This is a genomic window from Actinomycetospora rhizophila, from assembly GCF_042657905.1.
In the GTDB taxonomy this organism is placed as follows: domain Bacteria; phylum Actinomycetota; class Actinomycetes; order Mycobacteriales; family Pseudonocardiaceae; genus Actinomycetospora; species Actinomycetospora rhizophila.
Window position 1 is genome coordinate 674,252 of sequence record NZ_JBHSKG010000002.1, and the last position, 16,274, is coordinate 690,525.

Annotated in this window: 16 protein-coding genes; 9 read left to right on the forward strand and 7 right to left on the reverse strand. The window is 74.6% G+C overall.

What is annotated here, in order from left to right; all coding sequences use genetic code 11:
* Positions 1-4 precede the first annotated feature (4 nt).
* Positions 5-1,180 (forward strand): FAD-dependent monooxygenase, encoded by a 1,176-nt coding sequence (locus ACFPK1_RS07085; RefSeq protein WP_378020187.1) that lies wholly within the window; start codon positions 5-7, stop codon positions 1,178-1,180.
* Here the strand turns inward: ACFPK1_RS07085 and ACFPK1_RS07090 are convergent.
* The 5 genes from ACFPK1_RS07090 to ACFPK1_RS07110 all read right to left on the reverse strand — a co-directional run bounded on the left by ACFPK1_RS07090 (position 1,153) and on the right by ACFPK1_RS07110 (position 7,509).
* Positions 1,153-2,838: a sugar phosphate isomerase/epimerase and 4-hydroxyphenylpyruvate domain-containing protein gene (locus ACFPK1_RS07090; RefSeq protein ID WP_378020188.1), complete on the reverse strand. Its 1,686-nt coding sequence runs from the start codon at positions 2,836-2,838 to the stop codon at positions 1,153-1,155. The two genes, ACFPK1_RS07085 and ACFPK1_RS07090, sit on opposite strands and share 28 nt — an antisense overlap.
* A gap of 171 nt (positions 2,839-3,009) precedes the next feature.
* Entirely contained in the window at positions 3,010-3,885 is an 876-nt protein-coding gene (locus ACFPK1_RS07095) for a shikimate dehydrogenase (protein WP_378020189.1), read from the reverse strand.
* Complete coding sequence (locus ACFPK1_RS07100) at positions 3,882-5,201, reverse strand: MFS transporter (RefSeq protein ID WP_378020190.1); 1,320 nt, start codon at positions 5,199-5,201, stop codon at positions 3,882-3,884. Before ACFPK1_RS07100 ends, ACFPK1_RS07095 begins: the two co-directional genes overlap by 4 nt.
* Positions 5,202-5,314: 113 nt before the next feature.
* A complete protein-coding gene (locus ACFPK1_RS07105; protein ID WP_378020191.1) occupies positions 5,315-5,965 on the reverse strand; it encodes a TetR/AcrR family transcriptional regulator in 651 nt (216 codons plus the stop codon).
* Positions 5,966-6,072: 107 nt separating this feature from the next.
* Positions 6,073-7,509, reverse strand: a complete 1,437-nt coding sequence (locus ACFPK1_RS07110; protein WP_378020192.1) for an amidohydrolase family protein — start codon at positions 7,507-7,509, stop codon at positions 6,073-6,075.
* A 202-nt stretch (positions 7,510-7,711) separates the two neighbouring features.
* On the opposite strand from ACFPK1_RS07110, the gene ACFPK1_RS07115 reads away from it, so the two are divergent.
* Positions 7,712-8,518 (forward strand): IclR family transcriptional regulator domain-containing protein, encoded by an 807-nt coding sequence (locus tag ACFPK1_RS07115; protein ID WP_378020193.1) that lies wholly within the window; start codon positions 7,712-7,714, stop codon positions 8,516-8,518.
* Positions 8,519-8,536: 18 nt separating this feature from the next.
* On the opposite strand, the gene ACFPK1_RS07120 is transcribed toward ACFPK1_RS07115, so the two are convergent.
* Complete coding sequence (locus ACFPK1_RS07120; protein WP_378020194.1) at positions 8,537-9,517, reverse strand: VOC family protein; 981 nt, start codon at positions 9,515-9,517, stop codon at positions 8,537-8,539.
* 212 nt (positions 9,518-9,729) lie between these two features.
* On the opposite strand from ACFPK1_RS07120, the gene ACFPK1_RS07125 reads away from it, so the two are divergent.
* The 7 genes from ACFPK1_RS07125 (at position 9,730) to ACFPK1_RS07155 (ending at position 15,963) form a co-directional block, all read left to right on the forward strand.
* On the forward strand, positions 9,730-10,437 hold the full coding sequence (locus ACFPK1_RS07125) for an alpha/beta hydrolase (RefSeq protein ID WP_378020195.1): 708 nt from the start codon (positions 9,730-9,732) through the stop codon (positions 10,435-10,437).
* 79 nt (positions 10,438-10,516) lie between these two features.
* The gene (locus tag ACFPK1_RS07130) at positions 10,517-11,704 is read left to right on the forward strand and encodes a cytochrome P450 (protein WP_378020196.1); all 1,188 of its coding nucleotides are present in this window, start codon (positions 10,517-10,519) and stop codon (positions 11,702-11,704) included.
* Between the two features lie 23 nt (positions 11,705-11,727).
* Positions 11,728-11,946 carry a ferredoxin gene (locus tag ACFPK1_RS07135; RefSeq protein WP_378020197.1) on the forward strand — a complete coding sequence of 73 codons (219 nt, stop codon included), beginning with the start codon at positions 11,728-11,730 and terminating at the stop codon, positions 11,944-11,946.
* A 76-nt stretch (positions 11,947-12,022) separates the two neighbouring features.
* Positions 12,023-13,198: a CaiB/BaiF CoA transferase family protein gene (locus ACFPK1_RS07140; protein ID WP_378020198.1), complete on the forward strand. Its 1,176-nt coding sequence runs from the start codon at positions 12,023-12,025 to the stop codon at positions 13,196-13,198.
* Entirely contained in the window at positions 13,191-13,991 is an 801-nt protein-coding gene (locus ACFPK1_RS07145; RefSeq protein ID WP_378020199.1) for a citryl-CoA lyase, read from the forward strand. The genes ACFPK1_RS07140 and ACFPK1_RS07145 overlap by 8 nt, the downstream gene beginning before the upstream one ends.
* 20 nt (positions 13,992-14,011) lie before the next feature.
* Positions 14,012-14,887, forward strand: coding sequence for a dioxygenase family protein (locus ACFPK1_RS07150; protein ID WP_378020200.1), 876 nt, complete (start codon positions 14,012-14,014; stop codon positions 14,885-14,887).
* Between the two features lie 11 nt (positions 14,888-14,898).
* The gene (locus tag ACFPK1_RS07155; RefSeq protein WP_378020201.1) at positions 14,899-15,963 is read left to right on the forward strand and encodes a 5-methyltetrahydropteroyltriglutamate--homocysteine methyltransferase; all 1,065 of its coding nucleotides are present in this window, start codon (positions 14,899-14,901) and stop codon (positions 15,961-15,963) included.
* A gap of 3 nt (positions 15,964-15,966) precedes the next feature.
* Here the strand turns inward: ACFPK1_RS07155 and ACFPK1_RS07160 are convergent, their stop codons facing one another.
* Complete coding sequence (locus ACFPK1_RS07160) at positions 15,967-16,239, reverse strand: hypothetical protein (protein ID WP_378020202.1); 273 nt, start codon at positions 16,237-16,239, stop codon at positions 15,967-15,969.
* Positions 16,240-16,274 lie beyond the last annotated feature (35 nt).

The following is a 16,274-nucleotide window of genomic DNA, read 5'->3' on the forward strand; positions in this document are numbered from 1 at the left end:
CAGGGTGCGGACGGACGTGGTCGTCGTGGGGGCCGGGCCGGCGGGGCTGATCCTCGCGTGGTTGCTGCAGCGGGCGGGTGTGGCCACGACGGTCATCGAGTCCCAGCCTCGCGAGGAGCTCGGGAAGCTGCCCAAGGCCGGCATCGTCGAGTACCGCACCGTGCAGCTGCTGACCGCCGAGGGGCTCGGCGACACCGTGCTGGAGTTCGCGGCCGAGAACCACCGCTGCGAGTTCCGCACCGCCGACGAGTCGGTGCTCGTCGACTACGGCGCCCTGACCGGGGGCCGCCCGCACTACGTGTTCCCCCAGCACGCCCTCGTCGACCGGGTGGCGACGTCGCTGCTCGAGCGCGGCGGCGAGGTGCTGTTCGGTCACCGCGTCACCGGCGTCGAGCAGGACGCGGAGGGCGCCACGGTCCACGCCACCGGCCCCGACGGGCCGCGCGAGCTGGAGGCCGAGGTGGTGATCGGGTGCGACGGCGCGGGGAGCGCGGTGGCGCGGTCGCTGGCTGGCGTCGTCACCCAGCACGACCGTCGTCATCCCCAGCGCTTCCTCGTGATCAGCGCCGCGATGCCCCCGCTGGTCGACCACACCATCTACGCCGCCCACCCGCGCGGCTATGCCGCCCACATGCGCCGGCTGCCGGAGGTCACGCGGCTCTACCTCGAGGTCCCCGGCGACCAGTCGCCCGCCGACTGGCCGCACGACCGCATCCGCGACGAGGTCGGCCGGCGTCTCGGCGCTTCCCTCGACGGCGTCGAGCTGCCCGAGGTCGACGTGCTCGACCTGCGGACGCGGGTGACGACGCCGATGCAGCACGGGCGGGTCTTCCTCGTGGGCGACGCCGCGCACCTGATCACGCCCGCGGGCGGGAAGGGCATGAACCTCGCGATCTTCGACGCCGTCGAGCTCGCCCACGGGCTGATCGAGCGGTTCGGCCCGGACGCCGACCCCACGCGTACCGAGCGCTACAGCGCCACCCGCCTGCCCGCGATCTGGCGCACCCAGGCGTTCTCCGACTGGTTCCTGCGGATCATGACCGCCCCGCCCGGCGCAGGGGATGCGCGCGACGGCTTCGGCCTGGGGCTGCGCGAGGGCTGGGTGTCGTCGCTGCAGCGCGACCCGCTGCTGCGCCGCTGGTTCGCCCACGCCTACGCCGGCGTCGATCCCGAGGACTGATCCGCCGCCCGCGCCCGGCGGTGCGCCGCCATCCGGGCCGGGGCGTCGGCCGCGCCGTGCCCGCGGTAGCCGCCGATGCGCTGCACGGCCTCGAGGAACACCCGCCCACCGAGCACCTCGGTGACCACGTGCCGGTACTCGCCGTGCTCGTCGCGGTCGAGCAGGACGCGGTGGGCGTGCAGCTCGGCGGCGGTGTCCTCGTCGACCCAGCCGCGGGCGACGAGGTCGTCGTAGTGGTTGGGGCCGACGTCGACCAGCCGTACCCCGGCCGCGGCCGCCGCCCGCGAGACGGCGAGCACGTCGTCGACGGCGAGCGCCAGCGACTGCGGCGCCGGCACCCCGGGCGACCAGCCCCCGCGGCGCACCACCGAGGACGACAGCACGATCCGCAGCGGGCCGCCGCCGAGCAGGCGGCTGCGCACCAGCCCGAAGGGCGCGGCGACCTCCCACTCGCCGACCGGCCCGAGGCCCAGCACGGCGCGGTGGAACAGCGAGGTCTCGCCCACGTCGTCCCACGGCGGGGTCAGCGCGACGTGGTCGATGCCCTCGACGTGCCCGGGACGCCGTGGGACGTCGGTCGGGACGAAGTCGCCGGGCCAGAAGTCCGGCCGGCCCGGCTGCGGGCGGCGCGGGCAGCACAGCAGCAGCGAGCCGTCGGGCGCCGCGACCGCGCGCAGGTCGGCCTCGTCCGCGGCGTGCGGCAGGGGCCGGCGCGGCGCGAGCAACGCCTCCGCCCGCGACGCCAGCGCCTCCGGGTCGTCGGTGCGCACGGCCAGGCCGGCGACCGAGGTGGTCGACACCGGCTCCTCGCTCACCACCACCCGCGCGTCGCCCGCCTCCCACAGCGTCACCGGCTTGGTGCGGTGGCGGCCGGTGGCGTCGAGCCCGAGCGCGTGCAGGACCGTGCCGACCTCGTCCGCGGTCGCGGGGTCGACCGCGAGCTCCACGAACGCCGGGCCGTGCACGGGCGGCCGCGACGGCAGGCCGGCGGCCGGGGCGCCGACCGCCTCCTCGAGCGCCAGCAGCGACCGCCGCGCGTCGCGGGCCGCGCGCCACGGGTCGGCCTGGCGCACGACGTCGTTGAACACCTCCAGCGACCACGGCCCGGTGTAGCCCGCGGCGGCGACGGCGGCGGTGAACGTCTCGAGGTCGAAGGAGCCCTGCCCCGGGAAGAGCCGGTGGTGCCGGCTCCACGGCAGCACGTCCATGGCGAGCTCCGGGGCGTCCGCGAGCTGCACGAAGAAGACCTTCTCGCCGGGGACGTCGCGGATCGGCGCGGGGTCGCCGCCGCGCGACAGGATGTGGAAGCTGTCGAGGCACACGCCCAGCGCCGGATGGTCGGCGGCCTCGACGATGCGCCACGACCGGTCCCACGTGTTCACGTGCCGGCCCCACGCCAGCGCCTCGTACGCGAGCCGCAGACCCCGGTCGGCCGCCCGCGCGGCGACCTCGTGCAGCTGGGCCGCGGCGAGGTCGTCGTCGTCCACCGCCCGCGGGTGCACCGACGAGCACACGAGGGCGGTGCGCACTCCGAGCTGCTCCATCACCGCGAACTTGCGGTCGAGGCGAGCGAGCACGGCCGCGAAGTCGTCGGGCGGCAGCGCCTCGACGTCGCGGACGGGCTGGAAGAGCTCGATCGCGAGGCGAGGTCGGCGCACCGCGCGGCGATCTCCGCGGGTCGCTCGGGGGAGCCGAGCATGTCCGGCTCGAAGATCTCCACGCCGTCGAAGCCCGCTGCGGCGGCCGCGGCCAGCTTGTCCTCGAGCAGTCCGGAGAGGCAGACGGTGGCGAGGGCGTGACGGGGCACGGCGACCTCCTGGAAGGACGGGTCAGGGGGAGACGGCGACCAGCTCGGCGAAGTGCGCGAGCATCCGGTCGGCGTCGGGCTCCACACCGGTGAAGAGCCGGAACGCGTCCACGGCCTGGAAGACGGCCATGCCGCCGCCGTCGAGCACCCGCAGCCCGCGGGCCCGGGCCGCGCGCACCAGCTCGGTCTCCAGCGGCCGGTACACGACGTCGGCGACCCAGAGGCGCGGGTCGAGCAGCTCGGCGGGGACGGGTGAGCCGGGGTGCGCGCGCATCCCCGTGGGGGTCGCGTGCACCAGCCCGTCCGCGGCCGCGAGCACGGTCGCCAGTGCCGCCACCGGCACCGCCGCGGCCGACGGCAACCCCGCGGCCAGCGCCGTCGCGCGCCCGGGGTCGGCGTCGACGACGGTGAGGTGACCGACCCCGAGCCGGACCAGCGCGTGCGCCACGGCCGCCCCCGCTCCGCCGGCCCCGAGGACCACGACGTGCTCGAGCGCGGCGTCCGGCAGCCCGCGGCGCAGGGCCGTCGCGAACCCCGACCAGTCGGTGTTGTCGCCGGTCGCGCGGCCGTCGGGGGAGAGGACGACGGTGTTCACCGCGCCCAGCGCGGCGGCGTCCGCGGAAAGCCCGTCGAGGTGGGGCAGCACGGTCTGCTTGACGGGGTGGGTGAGGTTGAGGCCGCGGAACCCGGCGAGGCGGGCCGCGTCGAGCACGCGCCCGACCTCGCCGGCCCCGAGACCGAGCTCGTCGAGGTCCAGGCGCTGGTAGAGGTAGCGCATCCCCTGCGCGTCGCCCTCGCGCTCGTGCAGCGCCGGCGTGAGGGACGGGCCGATGCCCGACCCGACGAGGCCGACCAGGACCCGCGAGGTCGTGACGACGGCGCCGTTCGGGGACCTCACCGGGATGCGGCCACGGGTGCGTCGTGGAACGTCTCGAGCTGCGCGGTCGGCACGTGCGCGGTCTCGCGGGCGGTCGCCGCCGACGCCGCGGCGACGAGGCACAGCACGCCGCCGAGGACGGCGACCGGGACCCAGCCGTTCGGGCCGTCGCCCGCGATGGCCGCGGCGATCGTCGGGACGAACCCGCCGATGGCGAACCCGATCTGCGTCCCCAGGGCCACGCCGGTGAGGCGGACGCGGGTCGGGAACATCTCCCCGTAGAGCGCGGGCCACACGCCGTTGGAGGCGCTGTAGACGATCCCGGACAGCAGGATGCCGGTGAGGAACACCAGCACGTAGCCGCCCGACGAGATCGACCACAGGTAGAGCGCGAAGGCGACGCCGCTGGCCAGCGCCCCGCCGATGAACACCGGCCGGCGCCCGATCCGGTCGGCCAGCCGGGCCCACAGCGGGATCGCGGCGAGCGCGACGATGTTGGCGAGGATGCCGACCCAGAGCATCGCGGTGCGGGAGAGGTCGCGGTCGCCGGTGGCGAACGAGAGGGCCCACACGCTGACGAGCGTGCTGACCGACGACACGAGCGCGGCGAGCACGACGCGCAGGACGGCCGCCCAGTGCCGGCGCAGCAGCACGACGAGGGGTGCGCCGTCCTGGGTGGTGTCGGTCTCGGCGAACACCGGGGTCTCGGTGAGCGTGCGGCGGATGACGAGGCCCGCGACCACGACCACCACGCTCAGCCAGAACGGCACCCGCCAGCCCCAGCTCAGGAGGTCCTCCTGGGGCAGCGCGGCGAACGGCAGGAACACCGCCGACGCGAGGACGAGGCCGGCCTGCGTGCCGCCGAGGGTGAAGCTGGTGAAGAACGCGCGCCGGCCGTCCGGGGCGTGCTCGAGGGTCATGGAGCTGGCGCCGGCCTGCTCGCCGCCGGCCGAGAAGCCCTGGGCCAGGCGCGCGACGACGAGCAGGACCGGCGCGACCACGCCGGCGGTCTCGTAGCTGGGCAGGCAGCCGATGGCGAAGGTCGACACGCCCATCAGCAGGATCGTCGCGACGAGCACGCGCTTGCGGCCCACGCGGTCGCCGATGTGGCCGAGCACGATCGCGCCGAGCGGGCGCGCCACGTAGCCGACGCCGAACGTCGCGAGCGCGAGCAGCGTCCCGGTGGCCGGGCTCGACGACGGGAAGAACACGTCGTCGAACACCAGCGCGGCGGCGGTGCCGTAGATGAAGAAGTCGTAGTACTCCAGCGCGCTGCCGATCCAGGCGGCCAGCGCGGCCTTGCGGGGCTGGGCGGTGATCGCGGGCTGCGTCGTCATGGGCGGGCTCCCGGCTCGTGCGGCGGTGCACGACATCCGCGAGCGGGCCGCGAATGTACCGTTTGGTTACGTACCGGATGGTGAGTTAGCCGTCACGCGGTGTCAAGGGCGTGTCAGTCGCGCCCGACGTGGGCGGTGAGGTACTCGACGACGAGCTCGCCCAGCATGCGGCGGTAGTGGTCGCGCCGGGCGGGGTCGAGCATGTCCCGGTCGAACACCGCCGCGAACGTGTGCCGGTTGGCGGTGCGGAAGATGCAGAACGCGCTGATGACCATGTGCACGTCGACGGCGTCGACGTCGTCGCGGAACAGCCCCGACGCCCGCCCGCGGGCGAGGATCCGGTCGAGGACGTCGACCGCGGGCGCGGCCAGGCCGGACAGGACCGACGAGGTCCGCAGGTGCTCGGCGTGGTGGATGTTCTCGATGCTGACCAGGCGGATGAAGTCCGGGTGGGCCTCGTGGTGGTCGAAGGTGACGTCGGAGAGCGCGCGGATCGCGGCCGTGGGGTGGAGGTGCTCGACGTCCACGCCCTGCTCCAGCGAGCGGATGCCGCGGTAGGCCCGCTCCAGCACCGCCAGGTAGAGGCCCTGCTTGCTGCCGAAGTAGTAGTAGAGCATCCGCTTGGTGGTGCGGGTCTTCGCGGCGATCTCGTCGACGCGGGCGCCGGCCAGACCGCGGGCGGAGAACTCCTCGGTGGCCACCGCGAGGATCTCCGCGCGGGTGCGTTCCGGATCCCGTTGCCGCGTGTCCCCGCCAGCCGCCACCGACCGAGTACACCACGCCGGCGGGATGTACCAGGTGGTGAACACGTCGGCCCCCGGCCCGGAGGACCCGGGACGGGGGCCGGTGCGCGTCAGCGCCCTCGGGGGATTCAGGCGCCGTGCGTCGAGGCCGAGCGGTACTCGGTGTAGGTGTACGGGTTGTCGAGGACCTTGGTCTCCGGGATGTCGGGGTTCATCCCCTGGCGCCAGGCGTCCTCGCCGAGCTCGCCGCGCAGGTGGTCGACGGTCCGCTCGACCGTGCGGCGGGCGGCCGCGAGGTCGACGCCGACGAGGCGGTGGTCGCGCTTGACGATCCGGCCGTCGATCAGCACGGCCTCGACGTCGCCGCGCTGGGCCTGGAACACGACGTGCCCGTAGGGGTGCAGCACCGGGAAGCCCACCGGCGAGTGCTCGTTGCGGACGAGGACCAGGTCGGCCTTCTTGCCCACCTCGATGCTGCCGAGTTCGGCCTCGCGGCCCAGGGCGCGGGCGCCGCCCATGGTGGCCATGTCGACCACGTGCTCGGCGCGCAGGGCGTGGTGGGTGACGGTCTCGCCCTTGGCGTGCGCCTCGAGGTGCTCGCGGGAGCGGTCGGCGCTCAGCGTCGAGCGCATGGCGGAGAACAGGTCGCCGCTCCACCACATCGAGGTGTCCATCGACAGCGACATCGGGATGGCGTGGGTCCGCAGCACCCAGGAGGGCGGGTAGCCCTGCCCGGCGCTCTGCTCGCTCTCGGTGGACACCGACACCGAGCCGCCGGTGGCCGCCATCCGGTGGTAGGAGTCCGCGGACAGGGTCGCGGCGTGCACGTAGACCGTCTCCGGGCCCATGAACCCGTGCTCGTGCATGAGGCGGATGCCGTCGTCGTTGGTCGCGCCCCACACCCCGGCGTGGGTGGTGACGGGCAGCCCGAGTTCGCGGGCGACCTCGAACGCGGGCTTCTCGGGGAAGGTCGGGTCGCCGGTGACGTCGAAGGCGAGCTGGAAGCCCTCGACGTCGCCGCGGCGCCGCTCGAGGACGTCGCGGAACCCGGGGCTCGCGGTCCAGTTCGCGGGCGCGTCCTGGATGTTGCCGTAGGCGAGCAGGAAGCGGCCGGGCACGGCGGCCAGCGCGTCGATCGCGGCGTCGGCGTGCTCGGGTGTCTGCAGGTTGTGCGACCAGTCCACGCACGTGGTGACGCCCGCCTCGATCGCCTCGAGGGCCGCGAGCAGGTCGCCGGCGTGGATGTCCTCGGGGCGGAACCGCCGCCCGTGGTCGAGGTAGTTCCAGACGAAGTACTGGGTGAGCGTCCAGTCGGCGCCGTAGCCGCGCAGCGCCGTCTGCCACATGTGGCGGTGGGTGTCGATCATGCCGGGCATGACGACGCCGCCGCGGGCGTCGATCTCGTCGGTGCCGGCCGGGACCTCGAGGTCGACGCCGATCGCCGCGATGCGGCCGTCGACGACGAGGACGTCGTGCCCCTCGAGCACGGTGTGGGCGTCGTCGACGGTGATGACCGTGCCGCCGCGCAGGACGACGGGACGCCGCTCGGCGGCGGGCTGGCTCATGGAGCGCTCCTCGATCGGTGGCTCGACGGCGGACGGACGTCCGGCAGACGGTCGGATGGCGTGGGTCACCCTCGTCCCGAGATGGTCACGTTGTCAACGACCTGCGTGCGCGACGCCGTGGGGACCGCGGTGGTCGTGCTGTCCGCCCAGCGGTCGCAGCGGCTACAGTCCGGCCGACCGCGTCGCGAGGGAGGGAGTCGCCGTGCCGCGAGACGGAGCGGGGCCCGACTTCATCGAGGCCCTGGCGCGCGGGCTCGACGTCATCACCGCGTTCGGCGCCGCGCGCCCGGTGATGACCCTGGCCGAGGTGGCGGCCGCGACCGGGCTCGCCCGCCCGACCGCGCGCCGCATCCTGCTCACGCTCGCCGAGCTCGGCTACGTCCGGGCGGTCGAGCGCGGGTTCGTGCTCACCCCGCGCGTGCTCGACCTCGGCGTGGCCTACGTCGACGCGCTGGGGCTCTGGGAGGTGGCGCGCCCGCACCTCGAGCGCCTCGTCGAGCGCACCGGCGAGTCGTGCTCGATCGCCCAGCTCGACGGCTCGGACATCGTCTACGTCGCGCGCGTCGCCGTGCCGAAGATCGTCGCGCTGAGCGTGCAGATCGGGACGCGGTTCCCGGCGCTGCCGACGTCGCTGGGCAAGGTCCAGCTCGCCGCGCTGCCGCCCGACGAGCTCGAGCGGGTGCTCGCCGAGCCGACCCGGTCGGGCCTGACCCCGCGCTGGCGGCCCGAGCCCGAGGAGCGCGACGCGGTGCTGCGCGAGGTGCGCGCCCGCGGCTGGGCGCTCACCGACGAGCAGCTGGCCGCGGGCATCCGGTCGGTGGCCGCGCCCCTGCGCGACGGCGAGGGGCGGGTGATCGCCGGCGTCAACGTCAACTGCCACGCGGCGGAGACGTCGGTCGACCACCTGGTGGGCCACCACCTGCCGCTGCTGCTGCAGGCCGCCGGCGACATCTCCGCCGACTTCGCCCGCCGCGCCGCGCTGCCGCGGCGGACGCTGCCGGCCTCCTGACGCGCACGAGCTGGTCGGTCAGGACTCCTCCTCGTCGGGGTCCGCGGGCGCCTCGATCGGTTCGAGCTTCGAGAAGATCTCGTCGCGGCGGTGCTCGAACTGCTCGGGCAGCTGGAAGCGCGTGCCCAGCTCGTGCGGGGACTCGTCGCAGGTCCAGCCGCCCTCGGCGTGCGTCACGGCCAGCTCGAACAGCGCACCGCCCGGGGTGCGCACGTAGACCGACTTGAAGTACTTGCGGTCCTTGAGCTCGGAGATGTCGGTGTAGCCGTTGCCCTCGATCTCGAACTTCAGGTCGTCCTGGTTCTCGAGGGTCTCCAGGTTCCAGGCCACGTGGTGGAAGGTCCCGGCGCCGTAGCGCCAGGTGCCCTGGTCGTCGGAGTTGTCGGCGATCAGCTCCACGTGGTTGCCGTGGCTGTCCTGCCCGACCTGGTAGGCCGCGCGGTCGCCGTCCTCGACGAGCTTGCCCTGGGAGTGGAAGACCTCCTCGGAGAACTCGACCATGCGCTCGGGGGTGGCGACGTGGATGCCGGTGCCGTGGATGCCGTGGATCGCGTACTCCGGCGGCACGCCCCGGCCGGGGTGGCCGACGCGCGGGTCGCCGTCGACGGGGACCAGCGCGTACTCGATGCCGCTGGGGTGGCGGAACTCCAGGCGGCGCCGGTCGAAGACCTCGGTGCTGGTGACCTCGACGCGGTGCTCGGTGAGCCGCCGCTCCCAGAAGTCGAGCGAGTCGGCCGGCGCGGCGAGCAGCACCTCGCGGGCCTGGTTGGTGCCCCGGCGCCCGACGAGCCCGGCCTGGCGCCACGGGAACGTCGTCAGCACCGCGGACGGGTCGCCCGCCGCGTTCGAGTAGTACAGGTGGTAGATCGGCAGCGAGCCGTCGAAGAGCACGGTGCGCTTGATGAAGCGCATGCCCAGCGTGCCGACGTGGAAGTCGACGTCCTCCTGGGCGCCGCTCACCGACAGCGTCGTGTGGTGGGAACCGCGGATGTGGGACACGGGACCTCCTCGTGGCGGCTGCTGCTCCGCGGCGACGTTAGTGAGCGGCGAGGGCCTCCGCAGCCTGTCTTCCGGTTCCCGAACGACGGGCTCGGCGGCCACCGCCGGGCCGGCGCCGAGCGCGAGGACGCACGGGGCCGGCCCGGCCCGTCGAGATCACGACGGGGCGCACGCCCGTGCCCTACCGTCGGTGCCATGACGGAGGGGTCCGCATGACGGCTCGGGCCGACGCGCTGCAGGAGCCCGGGGTGGCGGTCCTCGGGGCCCCGCCGGGCACCGCGGCGCTCGCCGTCGTGCTGCTGCACGGCCGTGACCAGGACCCGGCGTGGATGCACGAGCACGTGGTCGGCAGGCTCGCGCCGCGCCTGCCCGAGGGCGCGGTCACCTGGGTCCTCCCGGCCGCGCCGGGCCGCACCTGGTACGCCGGGCGCGTCCACGACCCGCCCGAGGAGACCCTCGCCGAGCGCGACCGCGCCGCCGACGTCGTCGACGGGCTCGCCGACGCCCTCGCCGCCCACGGCCACGACGCCCGCTCGACGGTGCTCGCGGGGTTCTCCCAGGGAGCCTGCCTCGTCGCCGACCACCTGCTGCGGCGCCCCCGGCGCTGGGCGGGCGCCCTGATCTGGACCGGCGCCGCCGCGGGCCCGCCCGGGACCGACCGCACGCCGCCCGCGGAGGATCCCCGCCCGCTGGAGGGGCTCCCCGTCCTCGCGACCAACGGCGACGCCGACGCGTGGGTGCCGCTCGCGGCCACCGAGGAGATGTGCGCCGCGCTCCGCGCGCGCGGGGCCGAGGTCGAGCTGCGCGTCCAGCCCGGGCGCGACCACGAGGTGGCCGACGACGAGCTGGACGCGGCCGCGGCCCTGCTGCGCCGGCTGGTCGCCGCCGCTGAGGCTCGTGGACGGGCCGGCAGCGGTTGACACCGCCACGCCCCGTCGGTGAAGGTCGTTCGTCCAGCGGACACCTGTCCGCCACTGTGACCGGGGGATGCCGCCGCCGATGACGACCGTCGCGACCGCACCGCACTTCGACGCCGACATCTACGCCGACGAGGCGCTGCGCGAGCCCTACGAGCACTACCGCGCCCTGCGCGACCTCGGGCCCGCGGTGTGGCTGAGCGCCCACGGCGCCTACGCGGTGGCGCGCTACGACGACGCCAAGCACGTGCTGGCCACCCCGGAGGTGTTCCGGTCGGCCGACGGCATCGCGCTCAACGAGCCCGCCAACGCGGCGATCCTCGGCTGCACGCTGGCCAGCGACGGCGAGCGCCACGCCCACCTGCGGCGGATCGTCGCGCACCGGCTGACCCCGCGCGCGCTGCGGCCCATGCGCCAGGTCGTCACCGACGCCGCCGACGCCCTCGTGGCCGACCTCGTGGCCCGCGGGTCGTTCGACGCGGTCGGCGACCTCGCCCGCGCCCTGCCGCTGTCGATCGTGCCGGACTTCATCGGCTGGCCCGAGGAGGGCCGCGAGCACCTGCTGCGCTGGGCCGGCGCGAACTTCGACTCCTTCGGCCCGCTCAACGCCCGGACCGAGGCGGCCCTGCCGCAGTGCGGCGAGATGGCCGCCTACGGCGCCCGCCTGGTGCGAGAGGGCGGGGTGCTGCCCGGCAGCCTCGGCGCCGGCGTGCTCGAGGCGCGCGACGGCGGCGAGATCACCGACGAGCAGGCCATGATGCTCATGCTCGACTACCTCGCGCCCTCGCTCGACACCACGATCAGCGCCGTCGGCAGCGCGATCTGGCTCTTCGGCGCGCACCCCGAGCAGTGGGACCGGCTGCGCGCGGAGCCCGAGCTCATCCCGAACGCGGTGCAGGAGGTCGTGCGGCTCGAGTCGCCGATCCGCGGGTTCGGGCGGCTCGCGGCGCAGGACACCGAGATCGGCGGCGTCGCCGTGCCCGCGGGCTCCCGGGTGCTCGTGCTCTACGCGTCGGCCAACCGCGACGAGCGGCACTTCGCCGACCCGGACCGCTTCGACGTGGCGCGCCCCGACGCGCTCGAGCAGCTCGGGTTCGGTTTCGGCGAGCACGGGTGCGCCGGGCAGGGGCTGGCCAAGCTGGAGATCGCCGCGCTGCTCACCGCGCTGGCCCGCACGGTGCGCCGCTTCGAGGTCGGCGAGCCGGAGCGCGCGCTCAACAACCTGATCCGGGCGTTCGCCTCGGTCCCGGTCACGGTGCACACCGACTGACCGGGGCGGCAGGGAGGCGGACGATGCGCATCGAGGCGGACTACGACAGGTGCGAGGGACACGGGCAGTGCGAGGAGCGCGCCCCGGAGGTCTTCGAGCTCGACGACGACGGCTACCTGACCCACCACTACGAGGGCCGGGACCTGCCCGCCGGGCTGGAGGACGCCGCCCGCGGTGCGGCCGCGGTCTGCCCGGTGGCGGCGCTGCGCGTCGTCGAGACGTCGCCGGCCCCCCGGACTTGACGATCTCGGTCGCCGCGGAGCAGGCTCCCCTCGAACACGGACACGTGTCCGTAGAGCGGACGGAGAGGTAGGACGCATGGCGCCGGAGGACCCCACCGCGCAGGGCTCGGGAGGCGGTCCGCTCGCCGGGCTCCTCGTCGCCGACTTCTCGCGCGTGCTGGCCGGGCCCTACGCCACGATGCTGCTGGCGGACCTGGGCGCCGAGGTGATCAAGGTCGAGTCGCCGCAGGGCGACGAGACGCGCACCTGGATGCCGCCGACCCGCGGCGAGACGTCGACCTACTACCTCGGGATCAACCGCGGCAAGCGCTCGATCGCGCTCGACCTGCGCGACGAGGCCGACGTCGCGGTGGCCAAGGAGCTCGCGCGGCGCGCCGACGTCCTCATCGAGAACCTCCGACCCGGCGGCATGGCCAAGTACGGGCTGGACTACGCGTCGGTCGCCGCCGACAACCCGGGCCTGGTCTACGCCTCGATCTCCGGCTTCGGCTCCACCGGCGGCGGCCACGTCCCGGGCTACGACCTCATGGTCCAGGCGGTGTCCGGCCTGATGAGCCTCACCGGCGCGCCTGACGGACCGCCGTTCCGCGCCGGCATCTCGATCTTCGACGTGATGGCGGGCAAGGACGCGCTCATCGGCATCCTCGCCGCGCTGCGCCACCGCGACGCCACCGGCCGCGGCCAGCACGTCGAGCTCTCGCTGCTCGCCTCGGCGATGTCGGGGATGGTCAACCAGAGCTCGGCCTACGCGGCGGGCGGCGTCGTCCCGACCCGCATGGGCAACGCCCACCCCAGCGTCGTGCCCTACGAGCCGCTGCCCACCGCCGACAACGACCTCATCGTCGCGGCCGCCAACGACGGCCAGTTCCGCAAGCTGTGCGGCGTCCTCGGCATGCCCGAGCTGGCCGACGACCCCCGCTTCGTGCGCAACGCCGACCGCACCGAGCACCGCGACGAGCTGCGCCCGATCCTCGTCGAGGCGCTGTCGGCCAAGGGCGCCGACGAGTGGTTCGACCTCCTCGTCGCCGCGGGCGTGCCGGCCGGGCCGATCAACAGCGTCGCCGGCGGCTTCGCCATCGCCGAGCGCTTCGGCCTCGACCCCGTGGTGCCCGTCGGCGAGGGCGACCGCGAGGTGCCGACCACCCGCAACCCGATCCGCTTCTCCGACACCCCGGTGACCTACGAGCTGCCGCCGCCCGAGCTCGACGAGCACGGGGCCGAGCTCCGGAAGTGGCTGAGCACCGATGCCTGAGTACCCGACGGCGCTGGGTGCCGCCTCCAAGGACACGATCACCCTGCTCGGCCACGACCTCGCGAACGACGTCATGGGCGAGGTCTCCTTCGGCGAGCTGGCGTTCTGGCTCGCGACCCAGCGCCGTCCGACGCCGGGGGAGACCCGGGTGTTCGAGGCGGTCCTCGCCGCGCTGGCCGACCACGGCTACACGCCGACCGCGATCATCAGCCGGCTGACCCACCTGTCGGCGCCCGACTCCGTGCAGGGCGCGCTCGCCGCGGGCCTGCTCGCCGGGGGGTCGCGGTTCCTCGGCGTCACCGAGGACTGCGGGCGCTTCCTGCACGACGTGCTCGCGGCCCAGGAGCAGCTGCCGACCGACGACGCCGGGTGGGACGCACTGGCGCTGGAGACGGTCCGCGCGCAGCGCGAGGCGAAGAGGTTCGTCCCCGGCCTGGGCCACCACGTCCACAAGGACGGCGACCCCCGCACGCCGCGACTCATGGCGATCGCCGCCGAGGAGGGTGTCACCGGCCCCCACCTCGCGCTGTTCGCCGCGATCGGGCGGGTGCACCCCGAGGTGCTCGGGAAGACGCTGCCGCTCAACGGCGCCGGTGTGTGCGGGGCGGCGCTGGCCGATCTCGGGCTGCCGCTGGAGCTGCTGCGCGCGTTCGCGCTCCTCGCCCGCACCGCGGGGCTGATCGGCCAGCTCGCCGAGGAGCTGCGCCACCCGGTCGCGAACGACATCTTCCTGTCGGTGGACCTGAACAACCGGCCGGTCGATCCTGATCCGTACGTCCCGGAAAGCTTCTAGCCACCACTGGAGGGCTCGCGATGGCGCAGCCGGTCACCCCCACCGTCGTCACCGAGGACACGATCACCGACCTCGCCGCGTCCCGCTGGGGCACGGCGCACGACCCGCGGACCGCCGAGCTGCTGACCGCGCTCGTCCGCCACCTGCACGCGTTCGCGCGCGAGACCCGCCTGACCGAGGCGGAGTGGATGGCCGCGGTGCGCTGGCTCACCGAGGTCGGGCAGATCAGCGACGACAAGCGCGAGGAGTTCATCCTCGCCTCCGACGTCCTCGGTCTCTCGATGCTCGTCGTGCAGCAGAACCACCGGTTCGCCGAAGGCGCGACACCCGCGACCGTGCTCGGCCCGTTCCACATCGAGGGCTCGCCGGAGCTCGGGTACGGCGCGGACATGTCCGACGGCCTGCCCGGCACGCCGCTCTGGGTCCACGGCACCGTCCGGTCGCTCGACGGGTCGCCGATCCCGGGTGCGGTGCTCGACGTGTGGCAGGCCGACTCCGACGGCGCCTACGAGTCCCAGCTCGACGTCGACGAGGCCCGCCTGCGGGGGAAGTACACGGCGCGCGAGGACGGCACCTACTGCGTGCGCACCATCGCCCCGCTGGGCTACGCGATCCCCATGGACGGGCCGGTCGGGCGCCTGATCTCCCAGACCGAGATCAGCCACTACCGGCCCGCCCACGTGCACTTCCTGCTCAACGTGCCGGGCTTCGAGCCGCTGATCACCCACCTGTTCCGGGAGGGTGCGCAGTACCTCGACAGCGACGTCGTGTTCGGCGTCAAGCGCGAGCTCGTCGTCACGTTCACCGAGCGCGACCCGGGCCCGACGCCCGACGGCGGCCACAGTGACGTCCCGTGGTGCGAGGCCGCCTACGACTTCGTGCTGCAGCCCCGCTGAGAGGACCCCCGATGGCGACGCTCCCCCTCCTGCCCACCTCGCTCGTCGGCAGCTACGCCCAGCCCGACTGGCTCATCGACCGCGCGCGGCTCGCCGACCGCTTCCCGCCCCGGGTGCGGGCGAAGGAGCTGTGGCGGGTGGCGCCGGAGCTCCTCGACCAGGCCCAGGACGACGCGACGCTGCTGGCGGTCCGCGCGCAGGAGCGGGCGGGGCTCGACGTCCTCACCGACGGCGAGATCCGCCGGGAGAGCTACTCGAACCACTTCGCCACCGCGCTCGAGGGCGTCGACGTCGACAACCCCGGCACGGCGCTGGACCGCAGCGGGCACCCCAACCCGGTCCCTCGCATCACCGGGCCGATCAGTCGGCCGGCGCCGGTCCAGGTCGACGACCTGCACTTCCTGCGCGCGGCGACCGACCACACGATCAAGATGACCGTGCCCGGGCCGTTCACCATGTCCCAGCAGGCCCAGGACGACCACTACGGGGACCCGGGTGCGGCGGCCATGGCCTACGCCGCGGCGGTCAACGCCGAGATCCGCGACCTCTTCGCCGCGGGTGCGGACGTCGTGCAGATCGACGAGCCCTACATGCAGGCGCGGCCCGACGCGGCGCGCGCCTACGGGCTCGAGGCCCTCAACGCCGCGCTCGACGGGATCACCGGCACCACCGCGGTGCACATCTGCTTCGGCTACGCGGCGATCATCCACGAGCGCCCCGAGGGCTACTCGTTCCTGCCCGAGCTGGCGGGGTCGCCGGTGAAGCAGATCTCCATCGAGTCGGCGCAGTCCGGCCTCGACCTCGGGGTGCTCACCGACCTCACCGACAAGACGATCATCCTCGGGGTGCTCGACCTGTCCGACCCGGCGGTGGAGAGCCCGGGTGTCGTGGCCGGGCGGGCGCGCCGGGCCTTCGAGCGCATCCCGCCCGAGCAGCTCGTGCTCGCCCCCGACTGCGGGCTGAAGTATCTGCCGCGCGACGCGGCGTTCGGCAAGATGCGCTCGCTCGCCGACGCGGCGAAGCGCCTGCGGGCCGAGCACCGTTCGGGCGGGGAGGGCGTGCCGACCCCGCGGTGACGCTCACGCCTGCGTCATGGCATCACCCAGGTCGCGCACCGTCCTGCTGGACCGGTCGGCGGCGAGGACGTGGCCGCCGGCGATGACGAGCGCGATCGGCCACTCCAGCAGGCCCAGCGCCGTCAGCCCGGCGATGCCACCGACGTAGGCGAGCTCGGGCTTCGAGAGCTCGATGGTCCCGAGCAGCGGGATGGGCAGGCTCAGACCCTCCGGGCCGCTGTGGCGGACCTGCTCGGGGTCGGGGGCGCGCGGGGTGACCGCGGTGGTGGTGCTCATCCCGGAGCGTGCCCGGCCCGCCGTCGCCCTACGCG

Coding starts and splice junctions, on each gene's coding strand:
- ACFPK1_RS07100 (WP_378020190.1), bottom strand. CDS start 5,201: ATGACGACGCAGCCCGCGATCACCGCCCAGCCCCGCAAGGCCGCGCTG.
- ACFPK1_RS07110 (WP_378020192.1), bottom strand. CDS start 7,509: ATGAGCCAGCCCGCCGCCGAGCGGCGTCCCGTCGTCCTGCGCGGCGGC.
- ACFPK1_RS07125 (WP_378020195.1), top strand. CDS start 9,730: ATGACGGCTCGGGCCGACGCGCTGCAGGAGCCCGGGGTGGCGGTCCTC.
- ACFPK1_RS07130 (WP_378020196.1), top strand. CDS start 10,517: ATGACGACCGTCGCGACCGCACCGCACTTCGACGCCGACATCTACGCC.
- ACFPK1_RS07135 (WP_378020197.1), top strand. CDS start 11,728: ATGCGCATCGAGGCGGACTACGACAGGTGCGAGGGACACGGGCAGTGC.
- ACFPK1_RS07140 (WP_378020198.1), top strand. CDS start 12,023: ATGGCGCCGGAGGACCCCACCGCGCAGGGCTCGGGAGGCGGTCCGCTC.
- ACFPK1_RS07145 (WP_378020199.1), top strand. CDS start 13,191: ATGCCTGAGTACCCGACGGCGCTGGGTGCCGCCTCCAAGGACACGATC.
- ACFPK1_RS07150 (WP_378020200.1), top strand. CDS start 14,012: ATGGCGCAGCCGGTCACCCCCACCGTCGTCACCGAGGACACGATCACC.
- ACFPK1_RS07155 (WP_378020201.1), top strand. CDS start 14,899: ATGGCGACGCTCCCCCTCCTGCCCACCTCGCTCGTCGGCAGCTACGCC.
- ACFPK1_RS07160 (WP_378020202.1), bottom strand. CDS start 16,239: ATGAGCACCACCACCGCGGTCACCCCGCGCGCCCCCGACCCCGAGCAG.